Annotated in this window: 19 protein-coding genes, 3 tRNA genes and 1 pseudogene; 5 read left to right on the top strand and 18 right to left on the bottom strand. The window is 62.6% G+C overall.

What is annotated here, in order from left to right; genetic code table 11:
- Positions 1–69 precede the first annotated feature (69 nt).
- A complete protein-coding gene (locus VIM95_RS02415; protein WP_331982587.1) occupies positions 70–1,452 on the top strand; it encodes a PLP-dependent aminotransferase family protein in 1,383 nt (460 codons plus the stop codon).
- A gap of 3 nt (positions 1,453–1,455) precedes the next feature.
- Here the strand turns inward: VIM95_RS02415 and VIM95_RS02410 are convergent, their stop codons facing one another.
- Positions 1,456–2,154 carry a type 1 glutamine amidotransferase gene (locus tag VIM95_RS02410; RefSeq protein ID WP_331982585.1) on the bottom strand — a complete coding sequence of 233 codons (699 nt, stop codon included), beginning with the start codon at positions 2,152–2,154 and terminating at the stop codon, positions 1,456–1,458.
- A gap of 133 nt (positions 2,155–2,287) precedes the next feature.
- Between VIM95_RS02410 and VIM95_RS02405 the strand changes: the two genes are divergently transcribed.
- Complete coding sequence (locus tag VIM95_RS02405; protein ID WP_331982583.1) at positions 2,288–3,649, top strand: aspartate aminotransferase family protein; 1,362 nt, start codon at positions 2,288–2,290, stop codon at positions 3,647–3,649.
- Here the strand turns inward: VIM95_RS02405 and VIM95_RS02400 are convergent.
- Positions 3,638–4,444, bottom strand: coding sequence for an ABC transporter substrate-binding protein (locus VIM95_RS02400; protein WP_331982581.1), 807 nt, complete (start codon positions 4,442–4,444; stop codon positions 3,638–3,640). The genes VIM95_RS02405 and VIM95_RS02400 overlap by 12 nt on opposite strands.
- 201 nt (positions 4,445–4,645) lie before the next feature.
- Between VIM95_RS02400 and VIM95_RS02395 the strand changes: the two genes are divergently transcribed.
- A tRNA-Asn gene (locus VIM95_RS02395) sits at positions 4,646–4,721 on the top strand.
- Positions 4,722–4,778: 57 nt separating this feature from the next.
- Here the strand turns inward: VIM95_RS02395 and VIM95_RS02390 are convergent.
- Positions 4,779–5,654 carry a LysR substrate-binding domain-containing protein gene (locus VIM95_RS02390; RefSeq protein WP_331982579.1) on the bottom strand — a complete coding sequence of 292 codons (876 nt, stop codon included), beginning with the start codon at positions 5,652–5,654 and terminating at the stop codon, positions 4,779–4,781.
- A 207-nt stretch (positions 5,655–5,861) separates the two neighbouring features.
- On the opposite strand from VIM95_RS02390, the gene htpX reads away from it, so the two are divergent.
- Together htpX and VIM95_RS02380 are read left to right on the top strand one after the other, a co-directional pair.
- Entirely contained in the window at positions 5,862–6,740 is an 879-nt protein-coding gene (gene htpX, locus VIM95_RS02385; RefSeq protein ID WP_331982577.1) for a protease HtpX, read from the top strand.
- Between the two features lie 100 nt (positions 6,741–6,840).
- Positions 6,841–7,803, top strand: a complete 963-nt coding sequence (locus VIM95_RS02380) for a TerC family protein (protein ID WP_331982575.1) — start codon at positions 6,841–6,843, stop codon at positions 7,801–7,803.
- A 70-nt stretch (positions 7,804–7,873) separates the two neighbouring features.
- Here VIM95_RS02380 and VIM95_RS02375 read toward each other — a convergent pair whose 3' ends face one another.
- From VIM95_RS02375 to VIM95_RS02305, 15 genes and pseudogenes are all read right to left on the bottom strand, one after another.
- Positions 7,874–8,377 (bottom strand): M48 family metallopeptidase, encoded by a 504-nt coding sequence (locus VIM95_RS02375; protein ID WP_331982573.1) that lies wholly within the window; start codon positions 8,375–8,377, stop codon positions 7,874–7,876.
- Between the two features lie 58 nt (positions 8,378–8,435).
- Positions 8,436–8,512, bottom strand: a tRNA-Pro gene (locus VIM95_RS02370).
- A 206-nt stretch (positions 8,513–8,718) separates the two neighbouring features.
- Positions 8,719–9,126, bottom strand: coding sequence for a MerR family transcriptional regulator (locus VIM95_RS02365; RefSeq protein WP_349258175.1), 408 nt, complete (start codon positions 9,124–9,126; stop codon positions 8,719–8,721).
- A complete protein-coding gene (locus VIM95_RS02360; RefSeq protein ID WP_331982728.1) occupies positions 9,101–9,415 on the bottom strand; it encodes an integration host factor subunit alpha in 315 nt (104 codons plus the stop codon). The genes VIM95_RS02365 and VIM95_RS02360 overlap by 26 nt, the downstream gene beginning before the upstream one ends.
- A gap of 38 nt (positions 9,416–9,453) precedes the next feature.
- Positions 9,454–11,817, bottom strand: coding sequence for a phenylalanine--tRNA ligase subunit beta (gene pheT / locus VIM95_RS02355; RefSeq protein ID WP_331982569.1), 2,364 nt, complete (start codon positions 11,815–11,817; stop codon positions 9,454–9,456).
- A 78-nt stretch (positions 11,818–11,895) separates the two neighbouring features.
- Complete coding sequence (gene pheS / locus VIM95_RS02350) at positions 11,896–12,894, bottom strand: phenylalanine--tRNA ligase subunit alpha (RefSeq protein ID WP_331982567.1); 999 nt, start codon at positions 12,892–12,894, stop codon at positions 11,896–11,898.
- Between the two features lie 186 nt (positions 12,895–13,080).
- Positions 13,081–13,440 (bottom strand): 50S ribosomal protein L20, encoded by a 360-nt coding sequence (gene rplT / locus VIM95_RS02345; protein ID WP_331982565.1) that lies wholly within the window; start codon positions 13,438–13,440, stop codon positions 13,081–13,083.
- 23 nt (positions 13,441–13,463) lie between these two features.
- Positions 13,464–13,664 (bottom strand): 50S ribosomal protein L35, encoded by a 201-nt coding sequence (rpmI, locus tag VIM95_RS02340; RefSeq protein ID WP_028445459.1) that lies wholly within the window; start codon positions 13,662–13,664, stop codon positions 13,464–13,466.
- Between the two features lie 140 nt (positions 13,665–13,804).
- Complete coding sequence (gene infC, locus VIM95_RS02335; protein ID WP_349258174.1) at positions 13,805–14,326, bottom strand: translation initiation factor IF-3; 522 nt, start codon at positions 14,324–14,326, stop codon at positions 13,805–13,807.
- Between the two features lie 84 nt (positions 14,327–14,410).
- Entirely contained in the window at positions 14,411–16,312 is a 1,902-nt protein-coding gene (gene thrS, locus VIM95_RS02330; protein WP_331982560.1) for a threonine--tRNA ligase, read from the bottom strand.
- A gap of 162 nt (positions 16,313–16,474) precedes the next feature.
- Positions 16,475–16,551 (bottom strand) — tRNA-Val (locus VIM95_RS02325).
- Between the two features lie 74 nt (positions 16,552–16,625).
- A complete protein-coding gene (locus tag VIM95_RS02320; RefSeq protein ID WP_331982558.1) occupies positions 16,626–16,934 on the bottom strand; it encodes a DUF2818 family protein in 309 nt (102 codons plus the stop codon).
- Entirely contained in the window at positions 16,931–18,388 is a 1,458-nt protein-coding gene (nuoN, locus tag VIM95_RS02315) for an NADH-quinone oxidoreductase subunit NuoN (RefSeq protein WP_331982556.1), read from the bottom strand. The genes VIM95_RS02320 and nuoN overlap by 4 nt, the downstream gene beginning before the upstream one ends.
- Positions 18,389–18,419: 31 nt before the next feature.
- A complete protein-coding gene (locus VIM95_RS02310) occupies positions 18,420–19,916 on the bottom strand; it encodes an NADH-quinone oxidoreductase subunit M (RefSeq protein WP_331982554.1) in 1,497 nt (498 codons plus the stop codon).
- 50 nt (positions 19,917–19,966) lie between these two features.
- Positions 19,967–20,626 (bottom strand): annotated as a pseudogene (locus VIM95_RS02305) (NADH-quinone oxidoreductase subunit L); the annotation flags it as partial.

Here is a 20,626-nt window from a genome sequence, read left to right as displayed (position 1 = left end):
AATCAGCCATATACATCGGGCCCGGTTTGCAAGCCTGATGTACAGACCCTCAACCCAGTACAGTTGATCATGCTGCAACTCGACCCCCAAGCTGCCAGCTCACTAACCAGTCAGATCGTCCAGCAGCTCTCAGCAAAGATTGAGCGCGGCCTCTTGGCCGAGGGCAGCCGTCTGCCTTCGGTGCGCGGCCTGGCCGAGGCTTGCGCGGTGAGCCCCTTCACCGTGGCCGAGGCCTACAACCGGCTGGTGGCCGGCGGCTGGATCGCGGCCCAACGCGCGCGCGGTTACTTCGTCAGCCGGCGGCCGCTGGCCGCGGCCCCACAGGTGGCGCGGGCGCCAGTGGACGAGGCCTGGTTGTTACGACGGGTCTACGAGGACACGCAACTGGAATTGCAGGCCGGCGGCGGCTGGCTGCCGCACGACTGGCTTTATGAAGACGGCCTGCGCACAGCCCTGCGTAACCTGGCCAAGGCACCCGGTGAGCTCTTGACCCGCTACGGTCACCCGCAAGGCCTGCCGGCCCTGCGCCAGCATCTGCAATGGCAACTGGCACTGCGGGGTATCGAGGCGCCGGCCGAACGCATCGTGCTGACCCAGGGGGCAAGCCAAGGTCTGGATCTGGTGCTGCGGCTGCTGGTCAAGCCAGGCGACACGGTACTGGTAGACAGCCCCGGCTACTCCAACCTGATCTCCGCCCTGCTGGGGCATGGCGCACGGGTGCTGGGCGTAGCCCGCACGCCACAGGGTCCGGATGTGGCCCAGCTGGCGCAATTGGCCCAGCAGCACCGTCCGGTGGCCTTCTTCACCAATAGCGCCCTGCACAACCCCACCGGCACCTCTACCAGCGCCCATACTGCGCACCAGTTGCTCAAACTGGCCGACCAGTACGACTTCCAAGTGGTGGAGGACGACCCTTTTGCCGAACTGCAGCTGGGCCACGCGGTCAGCCTGGCCGCGCTCGACGGCCTGCAACGGGTGAGCTATCTGGGGTCCTACTCAAAGAGCATCAGCCCGGCGCTACGGGTGGGCTATCTGGTCGGCAACGAAGCGCTGGTCGCCCGCGCCAGTCGTTTGAAGATGGCGGCCGGCCTGACCAGTTCGGAGATCATGGAAGCGGCAACGCTCGCCATGCTGACCGACGGCCACCACCGCAGTCATCTGGACCGGCTGCGTGAGCGTTTGCAGGAAGCGCAGGCCAGGGTCTGCCGGCGGCTGGGGGAGCTGGGCTGGCGGGTCTTTCACCAGCCGCAGGGTGGCTTGTTCCTGTGGGCCGAGGCACCAACGGCGGTGGATGCGAGCAACCTGACCGAGCGTGCTGCCGCCGCCGGCATCGCCCTGGCACCGGGCCGCTTCTACCTGCCCGAGCCGCAGCCCTGCCGCCATTTTCGCTTCAATGCCGCCTGGGCCGACCATAGCCGGCTCTATGGCTGGCTAGCCGCCCAGGGGCATTGAAGTTCAGCCCAGGCCCTGCGCCCAACGACGGTAGATCGCCGCTGCAGTGGCCTGGCTCTGTACCAGGGTTTCGGCCAGCGTAGGCAGGATGGCCTCGGCCTGCTGTACCGCAGGCGAAGCGCTGCGTATCAGCTCATCGTGGCCAGCGATCAGCCAGCGGCGCACCTTGGTCTCGTCCACCTCGCAGTGGAACTGCATGCCCAGGTGACGACCATCGAGCACAAAGGCCTGATTGGCACAGTACGGGCCAGTGGCAATGCGCGCGGCGCCAGGCGGGATGGAGAAGGACTCGCCATGCCACTGGAAGGGTCGCAGCCGGTCTGCACCACCAAACCACTCAGCCCCCACCCCTTCCACCGCCAGATCGCTCCAGCCTATCTCGACTTGCTCGGAGGCCTGCACCGTGCCACCCAAGGCGCGGCTCAGCAGCTGCCCACCCAGGCAGTGACCGATCACCGGCTTGGCGGCATCAACCGCTTCGCGGATCAGGCCGAACAGCTGCGGGTAATAGGGCAAGGCGTCGTTGGCACTCATCGGCCCACCCAGGACAGCCAGCCCACGGTAGGCCGCCAGATCGGCCGGCAAGGTTTCTCCTGCATACATACGGTAGACCCGGTAGCTGAGCCCCTCGGCTTCCAGCCAGGTGCCAAGGTAGGCCGGGTCGTCGTTGGCGCAGTGTTCGATGATGGCGATATCGGGCATGGCAGAACTCGGAATAGGCGATTGCCGGCCGTCTTGTGGCAGCACCGGGGGTATTTACCAGCCCCAGGCTCTTTCGGCAGAATGGTGTGAATATTAAACAGAGTGATGAAATATTTCACCACCGAGGCAGACCATGCAGACCCAGACCGGCATCGCCCCTACCGCCATAGAACGGCTGATGACAGAGGAGCGGCAGCGCTATATTGCCGCCCGGCCCCGCTCCCAAGCCCTGGCTCAGCGCACCGACGCCCACCTCCTATACGGCGTGCCGCTGCACTGGATGGCCGACTGGGGCACACCCTTCCCGCTCTTCGTGGCCGAAGCGCAAGGCGCCGGCTTTGTCGATGTGGATGGCCACCACTACGCCGACTTCTGCCTGGGCGATACCGGCGCCATGTTCGGTCACGGCCCGGCCGCCGTGGCCGAAGCGGTGGCAGCGCAAGCCCGCCGCGGCTTCACCACCATGCTGCCGGGCGAAGATGCCGCCCGGGTCGGAGAGCTCTTGGCCGAGCGCTTCGGCCTGCCCTACTGGCAATTCGCCATGACCGCGTCCGACGCCAACCGTTTCGTGATCCGCTGGGCACGTGCCGTGACCGGGCGCAGCAAGGTGCTGGTCTTCAACGGCTGCTACCACGGCACGGTGGACGACGTCTTCGTCGACCTGGTGGACGGCCAACCTCGCCAGCGCGACAGCCTGCTGGGCCAGGTCTACGACCTGACCCAGCACACGGTGGTGGTGGAGTTCAATGACCTGGCAGCACTGGAAGCCGCGCTGGCCGGGGGCGACATCGCCTGTGTGCTGGCCGAGCCCGCCATGACCAATATCGGCATGGTGCTGCCCGAGCCGGGCTACTGGGAACACGCCCGCGCCCTGATCAAGGCGGCTGGTACGCTGCTAGTTTGTGACGAGACCCACACCATCTCCAGCGGCCCCGGTGGCTACAGCCGCCTGCACGGCCTGGCACCGGACTGCTTTGTGCTTGGCAAGCCGCTGGGCGGCGGCGTGCCCTGCGCCGCCTACGGTTTTACCGCCAAGCTGGCGCAGCGCATGCGGGCTGCCAAGTCGGCTGCCCCTCCCGGCCATTCCGGCATCGGCACCACGCTGACCGCCAATGCCCTGGCCATGGCGGCCATGCGCGCCAATCTGGAATCGGTCATGACGGAAGCGGCCTACCGCCATATGCATGCCCTGGCCCACCAGCTGGCCAGCGGCCTGCGCAACCTCTTGGCCAAGCATGGCTTGCCCTGGTGCGTGACCGAGCTGGGTGCCCGGCTGGAATTCCAGTTCTGTGCCACGCCACCACGCACCGGCAGCGAGGCGGACGCCGCCATGCAGCCGGCGCTGGAACACGTGCTGCACCTCTACCTCTTGAACCGCGGGGTGCTCATCACCCCCTTCCACAATATGATGCTGCTGAGCCCGGCCAGCCGGCTGGAAGACGTGGCCCAGTTGCTGCAGCACCTCGATGCAGCCATCTCTGCGCTACGGCGCTAGCGGCCCTGGCGGCGAGGCGTAGGCGCGCTCGCGCGCCAGCTCCTCGCCCAGGTAGCGGGCCATCATGCGGCGAAAGCTGCCATCGTCGCGCACCGCCTCGACGGTCTGCTTGAGCAAGGATATGTCTTGCGGCGCCAAGGCCGTGGTATCGAGCATCACCCCGACCACGACACGGCGCATGGCAGGCACCGGTAGCACCCTGACCTGCCCCTGCAGTTGTCCTCTGTCCATATACCAGCGGTAGACATAGGCATTGCCAAAGGTAGCGCCGATACGCCCGGCACCGAGCTTGCGGTAGACCGTCTCCGCATCGATCGAGACATCATGCCGGCCCGCCGGCAGATCACGCAGAAAGCGATTGACCCATTCGCCGTAGCTGGCACCCCGGATGCTGCCGAACACCAGCTTGCGGTCCTCCTCGGCTTGCCGCCAGCCCTCGATCGGCAAATCTTCGCGGATGATCAGGTCCATCGGTTCGCGCGCCATGGGGATGAACAACAGGGCAGGATTGGCTTCGGCGCTACTGGCGCCGGTAGGTGCCATGATGGGGCTGGGCCGGACTTCCCTAAGTGCACGAGCCCTTGCCGCCGGCAGTATCTCCAGCAGCAGGCGGCAGCCACTGCGATTGGCCACCTCGCGCAACAGGTCCACGTAAAAGCCGCTGGGCTCGCCTTGCTTGTCCGCGCCGCTGGCATAGCCCAGCGGTATCAGCGGTACACGGTAGCCCTCACGGCAATCGGCACTGGCCGGCATGGCCAGGAGCAACAGCCCCAGTACCCCCAACCAGCCCCGCATGTTGACTCCCTTATCGCCAAACCCAATTTCTTCTTAGCAGACGTCCCGCTGCCAGCAGATATATTCTCGCTCGCCCTGCACAGAGGGTAACGCGCAAGACATTGATCGGAAAAGCCTTCCCCCCAGTACGAAAAAAATTCGCAAAAAAAGTGCGGAAAATGTTTGACGAATGCTCGTCTTGCCCTTAAAGTGCGCCTCCTTTCCTCGATAGCTCAGTCGGTAGAGCGCCGGACTGTTAATCCGTAGGTCCCTGGTTCGAGCCCAGGTCGAGGAGCCAGATGTAAGCAAAAAGCCCAGCCTAGCTGGGCTTTTTGTTTTGCCTTGCCACCATCGCTCAGCGCATTTCACTGGCCTGCAACAGCCGCTCCAGCAAGGGATTGGTCAACCGCGCGGCGGAGGTAATGGCGTAGTAGTCCTCATCAAGCTCAGGCAGCTCCCGCACCAGCTCTACCCCATACTGCTGTGCCAGCATTTCCCCGAGCACCGTCGCCGCCGGGAAGTAACCGGCGCCATTGCCACCAAAAGTAGTCAGCAAGGCACTGTCGTCGAACTCCCCCGCCAATGGCGGCCGCAGGCCCTCGCTCTCCAACCAGCCATCCAGCCGCGCTCTGAGCGAGCTGCGCCGGCTGGGTAGCAGCAACGGCGCGCGGCTCAGGTCGCCGCCGTAGCGGGCATGCAGCGCCGGAGTGGCAAAGAGACCAGTCGGGCTGCTGGCCACCCGCCGTGCCTGCAGGCGGTGCTGCGACTGCGGCAGGTCACGGTCGGACAGTACCAGGTCCAGCTTGTGGCGCGCCAGGGCCGAGACCAGTTCGTCGAAATTACCCTCGTGGCAGGTCAGCCGCAGATTGGGCGTATCGCCCACCATGGGCGCCAAGAGCTGGTAGGCCACCAGCTTGGGGACCGAATCGGCAATGCCCACGGTCAGCCGTGCAACCCTATCCAGCGCCGGGTCGGCCAGGGCGGTCCGCAGGTGCTCACCCAATAGGAATATCTCATCCGCGTAGCGCAGCGCCTCGCGCCCCGCCTCGGTCAGCTCCAGCCGGCGGCCTACTTGGCGGAACAAGGCACGCCCCAACTCCCGCTCCAGGCTGCCCAGCTGACCGCTGATGGTCTGCGGTGTCACCTCCAACCGCTCCGCAGCGCGGGCCACTCCGCCTTCCTTGGCGACCATCCAGAAGTAATGCAAGTGCTTGAAGTTCAGTGGCTGCATGACAATACATCGAAAAAACCGATCATTCAGTCAGAATAAGCTCGATTCTTCTTTCTGCCTAGTTCACCTATCCTTAGCCCCGTAATGAGTCCGCAAGGACGGTCGGGCACCTTGTCCGCGCCACATCGTCCAAAGCGGCAAGCACTTGATTGTATTGAGGGCGCAACCACCTTAAGGGTGGTTAGCTTCCCCGGAAAGGAAATCGCCATGAAACGTGTCGTCTTATTCCTGCTGACCAACCTGGCCGTCATGCTGGTGCTGTCGGTCAGCGCCCGCCTGCTGGGCGTCGATCGCTTCCTGACCGCCAACGGCATGAACTTTGGCATGCTGCTGGTGTTCTCCGGCCTGATCGGCTTCGGTGGTTCGTTTATCTCGCTCCTCATGTCCAAGACCATGGCCAAATGGAGTACCGGCGCCGAGGTGATCAGCCAGCCACGCAACGCCGACGAGGCCTGGCTGGTGGAGACGGTGCGCAGCCTCGCACAGCGCGCCAATATCGCCATGCCCGAGGTCGCCATCTACGAAGGTGCGCCGAATGCCTTCGCCACCGGTCCCAGCAAGTCCAATTCGCTGGTAGCGGTCTCGACCGGTCTCTTGCAGACCATGCGCCGCCGCGAAGTGGAAGCCGTGCTGGCCCACGAGGTCGCCCACGTCGCCAACGGCGATATGGTGACCCTGACCCTGATCCAGGGCGTGGTGAACACCTTCGTGGTCTTCCTCTCGCGGGTGGCCGGCTATCTGGTGGACAGCTTTCTGCGCCGTAACGACGAAGAAAGCAGCGGTCCCGGCATCGGCTACATGATCGCCAGCTTTGTGTTCGAAATCATCTTTGGCATTCTGGCCAGCATCGTGGTCATGTACTTCTCGCGCCAACGCGAATACCGCGCCGACGCTGGAGCCGCCAAGCTCCTGGGCAGCAATGCCCCCATGATCGACGCGCTGCAGGTGCTCGGCGGCCGCGAGCCGGGTGAGCTACCCAAGAACATGGCCGCCAGCGGCATCGCCGGCGGCATAGGCAGCCTCTTCAGCAGCCACCCGCCACTCGAGGCACGTATCGAGGCCCTGCGCCAAGCTGCCCGAGCCTGACGGCGGGCACACTGCCCCGCCTCTGACCGGCGGCCCCGCTCGGGGTCGCCGCCCCCCTTCCGCGGGCAGACCGACCCGCAAAGACTAGACTGGAACCATCATGAGCTATCCCATCTGGATGTGGGGTACCTTTGCGGCTGTCGTATTGGTGCTGCTGGTACTCGACCTGGGCGTACTGAACAAGAAGGACCACGAGATCGGGGTCAAGGAAAGCCTCAAGCTCTCGGCTTTCTATATCAGCGCCGGCCTATTGTTCGGCGGCTGGGTGTGGTACCAGCTCGGCCCCGCGGCCGGCATGGATTACCTAACCGGCTTTTTGGTCGAGAAAAGCCTGTCGATGGACAATGTGTTCGTCATCAGCCTGATCTTCACCTACTTCGCCGTGCCCCGCGTCTATCAGCACCGCGTGCTGTTCTGGGGCATTCTGGGCGCCATCGTCATGCGCGGCCTGATGATCGGCCTCGGCGCCGCCCTGATCCACCAGTTCATGTGGGTGCTCTATCTGTTCGGCGCCTTCCTGGTGATCACCGGCGTGAAGATGCTGTTCATGAAGGACGATGAGACCGACGTGGCCAGCAACCCCATGATCGGTTGGCTCAAGCGCCACTTCCGCTTTACCGAGCAACTGAGCGGCAAGCAGTTCTTCGTCAAGCAGGCCGACCCCAAGAACCCGGCCCGTCAGCTGTGGTGGGCTACGCCGCTGTTCCTGGCACTGGTGATGGTGGAGGTCACCGACCTGATCTTCGCGGTGGACAGCGTGCCGGCGATCTTCGCGATCACCACCGACACCTTTATCGTGTTCACCTCCAACATCTTCGCCATCCTGGGCCTGCGCGCGCTCTACTTTGCGCTCGCCGCCATGGTGCACCGCTTCCACTACCTGAAGTACGCGCTGGCCGTGGTCTTGGTGTTTATCGGCGTGAAAATCTTCCTGGTGAATCTGGCGATCAAGATCCCCTCGCCCATGTCGCTAGGCGTGACCTTTGGCCTGTTGGCTGCCGGGGTGCTGTATTCGCTCTGGAAGACGCGTGGCGAGCCGATTCCGGAGACCACCGAGGGCTAAGTCCCCCCGAACCATTTTGTCCTCCCTGGTGCCCGCCCTGGCTTAGGCCTTGGCGGGCTTTTTTGCATCACTACGAGCCTTCGGGGAGTTCCCGCAGCGTAAGCCACAGACGCAGGTCGAATTCCAGCTGGTGGTAGTCGGCCAGCATATGACAACAGAGCTGGTAGAAGGCCTTGTTGTGGTCGCGCTCCTTCAGGTGCGCCAGCTCGTGCACCACGATCATCTGCAGAAAGGGCTCTGGCGCCTCGCGAAACAGGGTTGCGACACGGATTTCCTTCTTGGCCTTGAGCTTGCCGCCCTGTACCCGGGAGATGGCGGTATGCAGGCCCAGGGCGTGGTGCACCACGTCGAGCTTGCTGTCGTAGACCACCTTGTCGATGGCCGGCGCGGTCCGCAAATAGCGGTCCTTGCGCTCGCAGACGTACTGGTAGAGGGCCTTGTCGCTCTGGATGGCGTGGCCATCGGGGTAGCGGCTGCCCAGGTGGCTACCCAGTCGCCCTTGCGCAATCAGGCCGCGCACCTGCTCCTGCAGGGCGGGCGAATAGGCGGCAAGGTATTTGAGCGGTGTGGTCACGTAGGCGGGCCTGCAAAGCAAAAAGCCTGAAGCTAGGCTTCAGGCTTTTTATGTTTCTTGGTCGGAGCGAGAGGATTCGAACCTCCGACCCCTTGCACCCCATGCAAGTGCGCTACCAGGCTGCGCCACGCTCCGACTCGAAGGAGGCCGGATTATAGCCGATTTCTCGGCCCTGGCAAGCAGTCTTGTAGGCGAAAGTACCGGCCAGATTGGCGATCAACCGCCAGCCAGAGCCCGCCAGAAAAACTGCCGGTGGGTAGGCACCATGAAATCAAGCATTTACCGCCCAACAGCTTGGTCACCCAGTTCACCGACGTTGGTCGGCGAACCGGCCTGGTGCCTCAACTATCGAGGTAGGCGCGTAACGCGAGCAGCTCCTCGCGTACGCTCAGCAAGGCAGCGCTGGCCGCCTGCACCGCTTCAGCCTCGTGCTCCAGCGCCTCGCCAAGATTGGCCTCGCCATGGGCGACCGCGTCCAGCGCCTGGTGCTCCAGGCGGTTGCGGGCGCCGCTGATGGTGAAACCCTCCTCGTACAGCAGGGTACGGATGCGCCGGACCAGCAGCACCTCATGGTGCTGGTAGTAGCGGCGATTGCCGCGCCGCTTGACCGGTCGCAACTGAGTGAACTCCTGCTCCCAGTAGCGCAGCACGTGCGGCTTCACCCCGCATAGCTCGCTGACCTCACCAATGGTGAAGTAGCGCTTGGCGGGGATGGGCGGCAGTTCAGCTCTCGGTAACGAGCTTTCCATCTGCATAGTTGTCTTCCACCATGCCCTTCAGCTTCTGGCTGGCGTGAAAAGTCACCACACGGCGGGCGGAGATAGGAATCTCCTCGCCAGTCTTGGGATTGCGGCCAGGCCGCTGTGGCTTGTCGCGCAACTGGAAGTTGCCGAAGCCGGACAGCTTGACGCTCTCCCCCTCTTGCAAGGATTGGCGGATCTCTTCGAAGAAGGCTTCCACCATGTCCTTGGCTTCACGTTTATTCAGACCGACCTTGTCAAAAAGAAGGTCGGCAAGTTCAGCTTTAGTCAGTGTCACAGGCATGATTTTTTGGTGCGGAATTCGTCGCGATGGGCTCAGCTGCGGAGCTGAGCCTGGACGTGTTGTTGCAGCGTGGCGACGAGCTGGGAGACGGCGGAATCGATGTCCGCGTCCGAAAGCGTTTTCTGAGTATCTTGCAATATCACCTTGAATGCAAGGCTCTTTTTCCCATCCGGGACCCCTGCACCACGGTACACATCGAAGCCTTCGATGGTCGTCACGAAGGGTTGTTTGGCGGCCGTAAGGGCATCCAGGATCTGCTGGTACTGGACGCTTTCATCAACCACAAAGGCGAGGTCGCGGCGTACCGGCTGGAACTTCGAGACCGGTTGCGAGCGGATCAGATAGCGCTCCAGCAGCACCGCAGCGTCGAGCTCGAACAGCACCGGCGCAGCCGGCAGATCGTAGCCCTGCACCCACTTCGGGTGCAGCTCACCGATCACGCCCACGGCCTTACCGTCGAGCACGATGCGGGCGCAGCGCCCCGGATGGAAGGCCGGGTGCTCGGCACGCTCAAAGCGGGCCTGGCGCGGAGCCAACAGCGCCTCGACGTCGGCCTTCACATCGAAGAAATCGATACGTACCGCCTTGGCACCCCACTGCTCACGCTGGCGCGGGCCATAGGCGAGACCGGCCAGCTTCTCCGGCTGTTGCTCGGCTGCCACGCCATGAAACACGCGGGCCAACTCGAACAGACGCACGCGCTCGTGCTTGCGGTTCAGATTGCCGACCAGGGTATTCACCAGACCACCGATCAGGGTCGAGCGCATCACGCTCATCTGGCTGGCGATCGGGTTCATCAGTTTCACCGGAGTAGCGTTGGCGGCAAAGTCCGCCTCCCACTGCGCCTCAACAAAGGCGTAGCTGACGATCTCCTGGTAGTCGCGTGCGGCCAGGGCCAGCTTGACCGCCAAGGCCGGGCGCCGCTTACCATCCTGCGGCAGCATGGCCTGGCCGGACAGCGGCGGACGGGTCGGCACGTTGTCATAGCCGTACAGACGGGCCACTTCTTCGATCAAATCCTCTTCGATGACAATATCGAAGCGATAGCTCGGTGGCGTGACGGTCAGGGTCTCGCCATCGCGCACCACGGCCAGGCCCAGCTTCTGCAGCATGCCGCTGATCTCGTCAGCCGACAGGGTCACGCCCAACACACGCGCCACACGGGCCACGCGCAGACTCACCGCCGGACGCTGGGGCAGCTCGGCCAGGGCCTCGGTCACGGGGCCTGCCTGGCCACCACAGATCTCGAGCACCAAGGCGGTCGCGCGCTCCAGGGCCTGGCGACAGTTGCCGAAGTCCACGCCACGCTCGAAGCGGTGGCTGGAGTCCGAACTGAAGCCCAGACGACGCGCCTTGCCGGCGATCACTTCAGGAGCAAAGAAGGCGGATTCGAGGAAGACGTCCTGGGTCTCACCGATCTGCACCGAGGTCGGCATGCCGCCCATGATGCCTGCCAGGGCGACGGGGCCGCTGGCGTCGGCGATGACCAGCATGTCCGCTTCCAGCGTCAGCTGTTTGCCGTTCAGTAGCTCCAGCTGCTCGCCGGCCTGCGCCATGCGGGCGACGATATCGCCTTGCAGCTTGGCCGCGTCAAAGGCGTGCATGGGCTGACCCAGCTCGAGCAACACATAGTTGGTGATATCGACCAGGGCCGAGATCGAGCGGATGCCGCTGCGCTCAAGGCGGCGCTTCATCCAGTCGGGCGTGGCGGCACCGGCATTGACACCGCGCACCAGCCGGCCAGCGTAGCGCGGACAGGCACTACCGGCCGCCAGCTTGACGTTACGGACCGCGTCGATGGCCGGCGCGACCGGGGCGACGACCACCGGCTTCATGTTGCTGCCGGTCAGGGCGGCCACCTCGCGGGCAATGCCGGTCAGGCTCAGGCAGTCGGCGCGATTGGGGGTCAGCTTGAGGGTGTAGAGGCGGTCGTCGAGCTGGTAGTAGTCGCGGAAGGACATGCCCACGGGCGCATCCTGCGGCAGCAGCAAGAGACCATCGCTCTCTTCCGAAACGCCCAGTTCACGGGCCGAGCACAGCATGCCGAAGCTCTCCACACCGCGCAGCTTGGCTTCCTTGATCTTGAAGTCGCCCGGCAGGCTGGCGCCGACCAGGGCACATGGCACCTTGACGCCAACAGCCACATTGGGCGCGCCGCAGACAATCTGCAGCGGCTCGCCGCCCAGGCCCGCATCCACCTTGCAGACGTTGAGCTTCTCGGCGTTCTCGTGCTTGCGTACTTCCAGCACCTGGGCCACCACTACCTGGTCGAAAGCCGGCGCGGCCGGCTCATTTTCCTCGACCTCGAGGCCGGCCATGGTCAAAAGTTCGGCCAGCGCCGCATTGTCCAGCGCGGGGTTGACCAGTTCGCGCAGCCACTGTTCAGAAAATTTCATGCCTCTATCCCTCGTGGGAACGGCACGGCCCGCATGCGGGCCCTGCCTTGACGATATCGAATCGGGTTGGTCGTTCGCTCAACGGAACTGGCCGAGGAAGGCCAGATCGTTGTCGAAGAACAGGCGCAGGTCGTTGACGCCGTAGTACAGCATGGCGAAGCGGTCGAGGCCGATACCGAAGGCAAAGCCGGTGTACTTCTCCGGATCGATGCCCACGTTGCGCAGCACATTGGGGTGCACCATGCCGCAGCCACCCACTTCCAACCAGCCGCGCTCTCCGAGCACATCCACCTCGGCCGAAGTCTCGGTAAACGGGAAGAAGGAGGGACGGAAGCGCACCTGCAGGTCGTCACGCTCGAAGAAGCGGCGCAGGAAATCGCTCATGGTGGCTTTGAGGTCGGCAAAGCTCACACCCTCGGCAACCCACAGGCCTTCCATCTGGTGGAACATGGGCGAGTGGGTGGCATCGGAATCCACACGGTAGACACGGCCCGGCGCAACGATCTTGATCGGTGGCTGATGGTTCAGCATGTAGCGAACCTGGATGGGGCTGGTATGGGTACGCAGCACCAGTGGCTCGCCGTCCTTGCCGCCTTCAACGTAGAAGGTGTCCTGCATGGAGCGGGCGGGGTGGCCCTTGGGGGTATTGAGCGCCTCGAAGTTGTGCCAGTCGTCTTCGATCTCGGGGCCGTCGGCCACGTCAAAGCCCATGGACTGGAACAAGGCGACGATGCGCTCCTTGACCAGGGAGACCGGGTGCAGGCCGCCGGCGGCATTACCACGGCCCGGCAAGGTAACGTCCAGCGCCTCGGCAGCCAGCTGCTGCGCCAGCTTCTCGGCAGCAATCGCTTCGCGGCGACCATTGAGCGCCTGCTCGAAGGCAGTCTTGGCCTGGTTGATGACGGCGCCCTGGGCGCGCTTTTCCTCGGGCGGCAGAGCCGCCAGCTGCTTGAGGAGTTCGGTCAAGGCACCCGACTTGCCCAGATAGCGGGCCTTGACGTTTTCTAGCTCGATCGGGTCGTGGGTGACCGCCAGCGCGGCCAGACCTTCGTCGAGAATGGTTTGGACGTTGCCCATACTGCATCGCTCCTCATCAAATCCAAGGGTGCGACCCCGGCCGAGGTGGCCAGGATCGGCCCCAACGCTGGCGATGGATTCTCTACGCGAAAACCCATGGCGAGCGGCCCGACAGACAGGCAAGGGAAATAGGGCACGGGACAAAAAAAGGGAGGCTTACGCCTCCCTCTTTCAGCTACCGATAGCTCAGGCAGGCAGATTGGCCTTGGCTTGCGCAAAGATTTGCGCAAACGCAGCCTTATCAAACACTGCCAGATCGGCCAGCACCTTACGATCGATATTGATCGAAGCGCGCTTGAGGCCGTTCATGAACTTGCTGTAAGACAGGCCCAGTTCACGCGAAGCCGCGTTGATACGAGCAATCCACAGCTGACGGAATTGACGCTTCCGCTGACGACGGTCACGGTACGCATATTGACCGGCCTTCATCACCGCCTGTTTGGCGATGCGATAGACGTTTTTGCGACGACCGCGATAGCCCTTGGCGAGAGCGAGAACTTTCTTGTGACGAGCGCGGGCTGTTACACCACGTTTGACGCGAGGCATGGTTTATTCCTTTCCCGAGAAGATTAAGCGGCGTACGGCAGCATGGCGCGCACGGAAGCCATATTGGTCGGGTGGACCATGGTCGTACCGCGCAGCTGGCGCTTGTTCTTGGTGGTCTTCTTGGTCAGGATGTGACGCTTGAACGCTTTGGAGCGCTTGACGCCACCGTTACCCAGCACCTTCAAACGCTTCTTGGCGCTCGATTTGGTCTTCATCTTCGGCATGACGTACTCCGTTTTGCCTAGTTAGATTTGGCGATGGGCGGCGGCAAGCCGCACTTAGTACCCAACACCACGCTTATTTGCAGCAAGAGCGCCCGGCTTACGCCAGGCGGGGCTTGCTACCACCCCTTATCCATCAGCTATCAGACCTTCTTCTTGGGCGCCAGCATCATGATCATCTGGCGGCCTTCGAGCTTAGGGAACTGCTCGACGACGGCAAGTTCGCCCAGATCGGTCTCAATGCGCTTGAGCTGCGCCATGCCGATCTCCTGGTGCGCCATCTCACGACCACGGAAGCGCAAGGTGATCTTCGCCTTGTCGCCCTCTTCCAGGAAGCGCGTCACGTTACGCAGCTTGACCTGGTAGTCGTTCTCGTCGGTACCCGGACGGAACTTCACTTCCTTGATCTGGACCTGCTTGACCTTCAGCTTCTGCTCGTGCCGCTTCTTGCTCTCGCGGTACTTGAACTTGCCGTAGTCCATCAGACGGCAAACCGGCGGGGTGGCGTTCGGGGCGATCTCAACCAGATCCACCTCGCGCTCTTCCGCCATACGCAATGCTTCGGCCAAGCTCACAATACCGAGCTGTTCGCCTTCTTCGTCATTCAGACGCACCTCGCGGGCGGTAATCTCACCGTTGATCCGCGGCTCTTTGTCCTGAGCGATAGCGCTTACTCCCAAGTAAAAAACGAAAACCGCGCGACCCGAACGAAACGGCCTCGTATTTCAACGAGGCCGTCGGACTCGAACCTAGATCAGCTCGGCTTTCCAGCGCTCAACCAGCGCATCTACCGTCATCTGACCCAGATCTTCGCCACCGCGGGAACGCACGGCAACCAATCCAGCAGCTTTTTCCTTATCGCCGACAACAATCTGATAAGGCAGCTTCTGCAAGCTATGTTCGCGTATTTTAAAGCCAATCTTGTCACTTCTCAAGTCCGACTCGACCCTAAACCCCTGTTTTTTGAGGGAAGCCGTGACTTCAGCCGCGTAATCGGCCTGGTGTTCGCTGATGCTCATGACCACAGCCTGGGTCGGCGCCAGCCAGAGCGGGAAGGCGCCGGCATGGTTTTCGATCAGGATGCCCAGGAAGCGCTCCAGCGAACCCAGGATGGCCCGGTGCAGCATTACGGGGCGCTTGCGCAGGCTTTCCTCGGAGCTGACGTACTCCGCATCCAGCCGCTCAGGCAGCACAAAGTCCAGCTGCAGGGTGCCGCACTGCCAGGAACGGCCCAGCGCGTCCTTGATGTGGTATTCGACCTTGGGACCATAGAAGGCACCCTCGCCCGGCAGCTCTTCCCACTCCACGCCACAGGCGCGCAAGGCGTCGCGCAGGCCGTTCTCGGCCTTGTCCCAGGTCTCGTCCGTGCCGGCACGCTTCTCGGGCCGCAGGCTCAGCTTGACGGCCACATTGTCAAAGCCGAAGTCGCGGTAGACCGACATGGCCAGCTCGTTGAAGGCCTGTGATTCAGCCACGATCTGGTCTTCGGTACAGAAGATGTGGGCGTCATCCTGGGTAAAGCCGCGCACGCGCAGAATGCCGTGCAGCGCACCGGACGGCTCGTTGCGATGGCAGGCCCCGAATTCAGCCAGGCGCATGGGCAGGTCCCGGTAGGAACGCAGGCCGCTATTGAAGATCTGCACGTGGGCCGGGCAGTTCATGGGCTTCACGGCGTAGTCGCGCTTTTCCGACTCGGTCGTGAACATATTCTCGCGGTAGTTCTCCCAGTGGCCGGACTTCTCCCACAGCACGCGGTCCATCACCATGGGGGTACGGACCTCCTGGTAGCCCGCCTTGTCGAGGCGCTTGCGCATGTACTGCTCGACCGACTGCCACAGGCTCCAGCCCTTGGGGTGCCAGAACACCATGCCCGGGGCCTCGTCCTGCATATGGAACAGATCAAGCTGCTTACCCAGCTTGCGGTGATCGCGCTTCTCAGCCTCCTCCAGCATGTGCAGGTATTGCTCCAGGTCTTCCTTCTTGGCCCAGGCGGTACCGTAGATACGCTGCAGCATCTCGTTGCGGCTGTCACCACGCCAGTAGGCGCCAGCCAGCTTCATCAGCTTGAAGACCTTGAGCTTGCCCGTGGAAGGCACGTGCGGGCCGCGGCAAAGGTCAGTGAACTCACCCTCGCGGTACAGCGACAGCGCCTCATTGGCGGGAATGCTCTCGATGATCTCGGCCTTGTACTTCTCGCCTATGCCCTTGAAGTAGGCCACCGCCTCATCACGCGACAGCTCGTAGCGCTCGACCGGGATATCGCGCTTGGCAAGCTCGACCATCTTCTTCTCAATGGCCTCGAGGTCCTCGGGCGTAAAGGGACGCTTGTAGCTGAAGTCGTAGTAGAAACCGTGCTCGATGACCGGACCGATGGTTACCTGGGCATCCGGAAACAGCTCCTTGACGGCGTAAGCCAGCAAGTGGGCGGTGGAATGGCGGATCACCTCCAGGCCATCGGCATCCTTTTCGGTCACGATGGCCAGTTGCACGTCGCGATCGATCAGGTAGGAGGTATCGACCAGCTTGCCGTCGACCTTGCCAGCCAGCGCCGCGCGGGCCAGGCCGGCACCGATGCTGGCGGCCACGTCGGCGACGCGGACGGGTTGGTCGAAGCTGCGCTGGGAGCCGTCGGGAAGCGTGACGATGGGCATTTCATTCCACCTTTGCGTTGCATTACGAAGAGTACAGACGAAAAAAAAGTGCGACCTAAGTCGCACTTTTTTTGAACAAACGAACTTCCGAAAGCCGACTCAGCTCAGATGAGAATTGCCGGTAGTAGTAGTTCGGAATGACATAGTCGTTTGCTCCGATGTTGGTAGGCGCGATTGGACTCGAACCAACGACCCCCACCATGTCAAGGTGGTGCTCTAACCAGCTGAGCTACGCGCCTGAAGAGCTGCGCATTCTAGGGATCTCCGGGTGTTCTGGCAAGCCCTTCCTACGAAATTCTTCAAAAAACTTTTGCTACATGCCTGGCTTGCGCCAGAAGTACTTGATTACAAAGCCAGGAAAGGCCGCGATCAGAAATAGCGCGAAGGTTGGCACATAGAAGTTCAACAGCTTCTTGGGGTGCAAAGGGCCCATACGCGACTCTAGCCACAGCCCCACCCCTACCATCAGGAGATAGAGCAGTACCAGCTCCAGGAGCCGCCAACCGAAGGCCTTGCCCCCTTCCCTGCGGTTGGGCAGCAGGAACAGGATACGCTCGGCCATGAATGGCAAATTGGCGGCCAAGGCCGCCAATCCGAGAAAAGCAAACAGCGCTGCGCTCACAGCATGCCCAGGCTGGTCTTGACCGATTCGTAGCAGAGCTTGAGCAGCGACTGCGGCATCAGGCCCAGAACCAGGATGGCCAGACAGTTGATCGACAACAGCACGCGCATGTCGAACTTCACGGCGATCGGGCTCGCATCCAGCGGCTCATCCATGAACATCAGCTTGACTACACGCAGGTAGTAGAAGGCACCGACCAGCGAGAACAGCACGGCCACCACGGCCAGCCAGATCAGCTTGTCGTCCGCCACCACCGCCTGGATCACCGCCAGCTTGGCAAAGAAGCCCGAGAACACCGGGATACCGGCCATGGAGAACATCACGAACAGCATCATCCAGGCAAACCAGGGGCTGCGCTGAGCCAGGCCCTTGAGATCGGCCAGGCGCTCTGCCTCAAAGCCCTGGCGCGACATCAGGAGGACCACGCCGAAGCCGGCGACCGACATCAGGGCGTAGACGATGGCGTAGAACATGGAAGCCGAGTAACCCTGCAGCGAACCGGACAGTATGCCCAGCAGCAGGAAGCCCATGTGCGAGATAGTCGAATAGGCCAGCATGCGCTTGAGGTTGGTCTGGGCGATGGCGACCACGTTACCGATACCGATGGACAGCACCGCCAGCACGATCAACATACCTTGCCACTGCGCCTGCAGCGAGGGCAGCGCCTGCACCAGCAGACGGATGACGAAGGCGAAGGCAGCGAGCTTGGGAGCCGAACCGATCAGCAGGGTGACGGCGGTGGGCGAACCCTGGTACACGTCGGGCACCCACATATGGAAAGGCACGTTGCCAAGCTTGAAGCCGATGCCGGTGACGATGAAGACCAGGCCGAACACCAACAGGGTGGCGTTGGCGGAACCACTGGCTACCTTCTGGGCGATCTCGTGCACGTTCAGGCTACCGGTGGCGCCGTAGATCATGGACATGCCATACAGCAACATGCCGGAGGCCAGCGCGCCGAGTACGAAGTACTTCATGGCAGCTTCGGTCGCGACCTTGTTGTCACGCGGCAGGGCCACCAGGGCGTACAGCGACAGCGACAAGAGCTCCAGGCCCACGTACAGGGTCAGGAGGTTGGTGGCCGAAGCCATCACCATCATGCCCAGGAGCGCGAACAGCGAGAGCGTGAACAACTCGCCCTTGTAGATCTGCCGATCGGCGGCGTAGCTGCGGCTGTAAGCCAGCATCAGGCCCACGGCAGCGTACATGCCGACCTTGAGCACGTCGGACATCGCATCCGCCACGAACATGCCGGAGAAGGCAGCACGCGGCGCTGCCGAGTAGCCCTCGATGGTGAACACCGCGGCACCGACCAGCGCCAGCAGCGACAGCGCGTAGGTGATATCGCGCTGTTCATCCTTGAGGAACAGATCGATCAGCAGGATGGCCGAGGTTGCGCAGAGCAACCAGATTTCCGGCAGGGCGGCGACCAGATTCAAACTAGCGAGCGTCATTCTTGTTCAATCCCGTTTTCCGTATCGCTTATCAAGGCAGCTTGGACTGCTTGACCTGCGAGATCAGCGTATCGACGCTGGTATGCATCTTGGAGGTGAAGGCTTCCGGGTACAGACCCATGCCCAGCACCGCCACTGCCAGCACGGCCAGCACTGCAAATTCACGCAGATTGATGTCCTTGAGCTCGGCCACGTGGCTGTTGGCCACCTCGCCGAAGATCACGCGCTTGTACATCCAGAGGGTGTAGCTGGCGCCGAACACGAGGGTGGTGGCAGCCAGCGCGGCGTACCAGAAGTTCACCTGCACGGCACCGACGATCACCATGAACTCGCCCACGAAGCCGGAAGTAGCTGGCAGGCCGGAGTTGGCCATGGCAAACAGCAGCGCGAAGGCAGCGAACTTGGGCATGGTATTGGCCACGCCGCCGTAGTCGGCGATCTTGCGGCTGTGCACGCGGTCGTACATCACCCCGATGCAGAAGAACATGGCGGCCGATACAAAGCCGTGCGAGATCATCTGGACCAGCGCACCTTCCACGCCATAGGTGGTCGGGGCACCATCCACGAGCATATAGAAGCCCAGCGTCACAAAGCCCATGTGCGAGATCGAGGAATACGCCACCAGTTTCTTCATATCGGTCTGCACCAGGGCGACGAGGCCGATGTAGACCACGGCGATCAGCGACAGCAAGATGATGATCCAGCCGTACTGGCGGGCAGCATCCGGGGCGATCGGCAGCGCAAACCGCAGGAAGCCGTAGGCGCCCAGCTTCAGCGTGATCGCGGCCAGGACCATGGAGCCACCGGTAGGCGCTTCCACGTGGGCGTCCGGCAACCAGGTATGCACCGGGAACATCGGCACCTTCACTGCAAAGGCGAAGAAGAAGGCGACCATCAGGAGGCCTTGCACCGACAGCGGCAGTGCAATGCGCTGGAAGTCAGCGATCTCGAAGCTATGGCCGGTCTTGAAGAACAGGTAGATGAAGGCAACCAGCAGCAGCAAGGAGCCCATCAGGGTGTACAGGAACAGCTTGATGGCGGCGTAAACGCGGTTCTGACCACCCCATACACCAACGATCAGGTACAGCGGAATCAGCATCGCCTCGAAGAACACGTAGAACAGCATCGCGTCCATGGAGGAGAAAGCACCATTGATCAGGCCGGACATGATCAGGAAAGCGGCCATGTACTGGGCCACGCGTTCCTGGATCACTTCCCAGCCCGCGACCACCACCAGCAGGGTGGTGAAGGCGTTGAGAATCACGAAGAACATCGACAGGCCGTCGACGCCCAGGTGGTAGTTGATGTTGAAGGCGGGAATCCAGGCCCGCATTTCTTCGAACTGAGCCCCACCATGCAACGGGGCGAAGCTGGTGTAGAGCGGGATGGTGACCAGGAAACCCAGCACCGCGCCGATCAGGGCCAACACACGGGCCACGCCCGCGTTACGGTCCCCACCAGTCGCCAGCACGATGAGACCGGCCACGATCGGCACCCAGATCGCCAGACTCAACAGATGTTCAGACATATCCACCCTTACCTACTGAATGTGTTTTCTTTAATGCGCGCAAGCACGGATCAATGCGGGATGACGTAGCGGCCGAGCCACACGGTCAACAGCACCAGAGCACCGATGATCATGGCGAAAGCGTAGTGATAGATGTAGCCGGTCTGTACGCGACGTACCAGGCCGGAAATCGCACCCACCAGCTTGGCTGCACCGTTCACCACCAGGCCGTCGATCAGCACGGTATCGCCCGCCTTCCAGAACACCTTACCGAGGCCACGGCCGAACGCGGCGAAGCCCTGGATATAGAGGTGGTCCATGTAGTACTTGTTTTCCAGCAGCGTGTTGATCGGGCCGGTCTTAGCCTTGATCGCGGCCGGGATGTCCGGGCGCTTCATATAGAAGAACCAGGCTACCACCACACCGAACAGCGCCAGCCAGAACGGGGCGGTCATCAGGCCGTGCAAGGCCATGCCGGCGGGACCGTGGATCTTCTCGAATTCTTCGGCCAGCTCGTGCATCACCGGGTGCTGGCTGACGTCGATCACGCCCTTGAAGAAGTCACCGTACAGCATGGGCTCGATGGCGATGTAACCGATGATCAGCGAAGGCACGGCCAACAGAATCAGCGGCAGGGTCACCACCCAGGGCGACTCGCGCGGCTTGTCGTTGGGGCCCAGACCGTGATGGTGCTCGTCGGCATGCTCATCGCTGTGGTGATCGTGCTCGTG

This window comes from Chitinimonas sp. (assembly GCF_036568685.1).
In the GTDB taxonomy this organism is placed as follows: domain Bacteria; phylum Pseudomonadota; class Gammaproteobacteria; order Burkholderiales; family Chitinimonadaceae; genus Chitinimonas.
Note: the sequence above shows the minus strand (reverse complement) of the source record. Positions and strands in the feature narration are given on the sequence as shown.

Coding starts and splice junctions, on each gene's coding strand:
- VIM95_RS02415 (WP_331982587.1), top strand. CDS start 70: ATGCTGCAACTCGACCCCCAAGCTGCCAGCTCACTAACCAGTCAGATC.
- VIM95_RS02410 (WP_331982585.1), bottom strand. CDS start 2,154: ATGCCCGATATCGCCATCATCGAACACTGCGCCAACGACGACCCGGCC.
- VIM95_RS02405 (WP_331982583.1), top strand. CDS start 2,288: ATGCAGACCCAGACCGGCATCGCCCCTACCGCCATAGAACGGCTGATG.
- VIM95_RS02400 (WP_331982581.1), bottom strand. CDS start 4,444: ATGCGGGGCTGGTTGGGGGTACTGGGGCTGTTGCTCCTGGCCATGCCG.
- VIM95_RS02390 (WP_331982579.1), bottom strand. CDS start 5,654: ATGCAGCCACTGAACTTCAAGCACTTGCATTACTTCTGGATGGTCGCC.
- htpX (WP_331982577.1), top strand. CDS start 5,862: ATGAAACGTGTCGTCTTATTCCTGCTGACCAACCTGGCCGTCATGCTG.
- VIM95_RS02380 (WP_331982575.1), top strand. CDS start 6,841: ATGAGCTATCCCATCTGGATGTGGGGTACCTTTGCGGCTGTCGTATTG.
- VIM95_RS02365 (WP_349258175.1), bottom strand. CDS start 9,126: ATGGAAAGCTCGTTACCGAGAGCTGAACTGCCGCCCATCCCCGCCAAG.
- pheT (WP_331982569.1), bottom strand. CDS start 11,817: ATGAAATTTTCTGAACAGTGGCTGCGCGAACTGGTCAACCCCGCGCTG.
- pheS (WP_331982567.1), bottom strand. CDS start 12,894: ATGGGCAACGTCCAAACCATTCTCGACGAAGGTCTGGCCGCGCTGGCG.
- rplT (WP_331982565.1), bottom strand. CDS start 13,440: ATGCCTCGCGTCAAACGTGGTGTAACAGCCCGCGCTCGTCACAAGAAA.
- rpmI (WP_028445459.1), bottom strand. CDS start 13,664: ATGCCGAAGATGAAGACCAAATCGAGCGCCAAGAAGCGTTTGAAGGTG.
- thrS (WP_331982560.1), bottom strand. CDS start 16,312: ATGCCCATCGTCACGCTTCCCGACGGCTCCCAGCGCAGCTTCGACCAA.
- nuoN (WP_331982556.1), bottom strand. CDS start 18,388: ATGACGCTCGCTAGTTTGAATCTGGTCGCCGCCCTGCCGGAAATCTGG.
- VIM95_RS02310 (WP_331982554.1), bottom strand. CDS start 19,916: ATGTCTGAACATCTGTTGAGTCTGGCGATCTGGGTGCCGATCGTGGCC.